3 protein-coding genes are annotated in these 2,165 nt (G+C 71.6%); all 3 read left to right on the top strand.

The window, feature by feature from the left end; translation table 11 throughout:
• Positions 1-671 precede the first annotated feature (671 nt).
• The 3 genes from AB8Z36_RS37540 to AB8Z36_RS37530 are packed head-to-tail and all read left to right on the top strand — an operon-like array spanning position 672 to position 2,153.
• Complete coding sequence (locus AB8Z36_RS37540; protein WP_369217857.1) at positions 672-1,127, top strand: roadblock/LC7 domain-containing protein; 456 nt, start codon at positions 672-674, stop codon at positions 1,125-1,127.
• A complete protein-coding gene (locus tag AB8Z36_RS37535) occupies positions 1,124-1,555 on the top strand; it encodes a DUF742 domain-containing protein (protein WP_369217856.1) in 432 nt (143 codons plus the stop codon). The genes AB8Z36_RS37540 and AB8Z36_RS37535 overlap by 4 nt, the downstream gene beginning before the upstream one ends.
• On the top strand, positions 1,536-2,153 hold the full coding sequence (locus tag AB8Z36_RS37530; RefSeq protein WP_369217855.1) for a GTP-binding protein: 618 nt from the start codon (positions 1,536-1,538) through the stop codon (positions 2,151-2,153). Before AB8Z36_RS37535 ends, AB8Z36_RS37530 begins: the two co-directional genes overlap by 20 nt.
• The last annotated feature ends 12 nt before the right edge of the window (positions 2,154-2,165 follow it).

Genomic DNA, 2,165 nt, shown 5'->3' with positions numbered 1-2,165 from the left:
ACGAACCCTGGAGACGACGCTTCCGGGGGCGGAGACGGAGCCGGAGGCCGGGGCGGAGGCGGAACCCGAGCCGGAGGCGGCAGGTGAGGCGCGGGCCGAGGCGGACGGTTCCGAGCCCGCGGGCGAGGCCGAGGCCGAGCACTCGCCCGAGACCACCATGGAGCTCGCACCGCCCCGGGTCCCGGAGCCGGAAGCGGCCCCGGAGCCCGAAGCGGACCCCGAGCCCGAAGCGGACCCCGAGCCCGAGGCCGACCCGGCGGCGCCCAAGTGGGAGCGTGTCACCGACAAGGGCCYGCCCAAGCGGGACGCCGAGVATCACCGCGCCGCCGGTCGCCGTGCCCAAGCCGCGCGGCGGTGCCGTGGACGCCGCGGAGCTGCGCCGCAGGCTCGGCAACTTCCACCAGGGCGCGATCAGCGGCCGACGGGACGTGGAGGCCGAGATCGCGGGCGAGGAGCGGGACGCGGACGGGAACCGGGCCGCACCGGAGCCGACGCCGCGCGACGAACCGGCGCAAGGTAACGAACGTAAAGGCCGCAGACGTAATGGGGGACTCAGTCGAGGAGGCAAGCAGTTGACTGCGCCCATGCGCACTTCCCGTTCTTCCGCCGCACCCGGCAAACCCGCGGCGCCCGACGCACGAGGCGGCAGAGAAGAAGCCGCGCGGTACGGCCTGAGCAGCGAAGCCCGCAATCTGCACTGGCTGCTCACCAACCTCGTGGAGGAGGTGCCCGGCATCCTCTCCGTCGCGGTGGTCTCCTCCGACGGACTGCTGCTGCTCTCCTCCGACCCCGGGCAGGGCGCCGAGCGCCCCGCAAAGGCCCCCAAGGGCCCCAGGGGATCGAGCGCCGACCTCGCCACGATCGTCTCGGGGCTCGGCTCCCTCACCGTCGGCGCCGCCAAGCTGATGGACAGCGGCGCGGTCAAGCAGACCATGGTCGCGATGGAGGAGGGCAGCCTCTTCGTGATGGCGATCAGCGACGGCTCGCTGCTCGGCGTGCACGCCACCCCGGACTGCGACATGAGCGTCGTCGCGTACCACATGGCCCTCTTCGTGGGCCGCGCCGGACACGTGCTCACCCCCGAACTCCGCGGTGAACTGCGCCAGTCGATGGAGAGCGCCCGATGAGCGGCAGGAGCGGCAGGAGCGGCAGCCGTGCGGGAGCCAAGCTGCCGCAGCGCGGCGGCGACCGAAAACCCGCCAGGGTGCGGCCCTACTCGCTGACCGGCGGGCGGACCAGGTTCGGTCACGTCCTGCTCGTCGAGACCTTCGTGGCGAGCAGCGCCGCGATCGAGGCCCCCGAGGAACGCCGCGAACTGACCAAGGGCACCGCCCGGGTCATGCCGGAGATGCGGGCGATCGTCGAGATCTGCCGCCGCATGCGTACCGTCGCGGAGATCGCGGCGCTCCTCAAGATGCCGCTCGGCGTGGTCCGCGTACTCCTCAGCGACCTCGCCGACCAGGGAAAGATCCGGGTGTACGGAACGGGCCACGGCCCGGGACAGCCCGACCGCGCACTGCTGGAAAGGGTGCTGAGTGGACTCCGCCGTCTCTGAACTCCTCGAGGACGAGGATCAGCTCAAGCCCTGGCAGACGGACAGGTCACGCGCCCCGATCGCCACGAAGATCGTGGTGGCGGGCGGCTTCGGCGTCGGCAAGACGACCCTGGTGACCGCCGTCTCCGAGATCACGCCCCTCCAGACGGAGGCGCTGATGACACAGGCGAGTGCCGGGACCGACGACCTGAGCGACACCCCGGAGAAGACGACCACCACGGTCGCCATGGACTTCGGGCGCATCACGCTCGACGACGACCTGGTGCTCTACCTCTTCGGCACGCCGGGACAGCAGCGCTTCTGGTTCATGTGGGACGACCTGGTGCGCGGCGCGATCGGCGCCGTGGTGCTCGCCGACACCCGCAGGCTCCCCGACTGCTTCCCCGCCCTCGACTACTTCGAGAGCTGCGGCCTGCCATACGTGGTGGCCGTGAACCACTTCGACGGCAGCGAGGAGTTCGAGGCCGCCGACGTGCGCGAGGCGCTGACCGTGCCGCGGCACATACCCGTGCTGATCATGGACGCGCGCCAGCGGATCTCGGTGATCGAGTCGCTGCTCGCCCTGGTCGGCCACGCCTTGGACGTCACCCCCGAATAACCGGCACAAAGC

Origin of the sequence: Streptomyces flavofungini (assembly GCF_041028215.1) — a bacterium.
Taxonomy (GTDB): Bacteria; Actinomycetota; Actinomycetes; order Streptomycetales; family Streptomycetaceae; genus Streptomyces; species Streptomyces flavofungini_B.
Note: the sequence above shows the minus strand (reverse complement) of the source record. Positions and strands in the feature narration are given on the sequence as shown.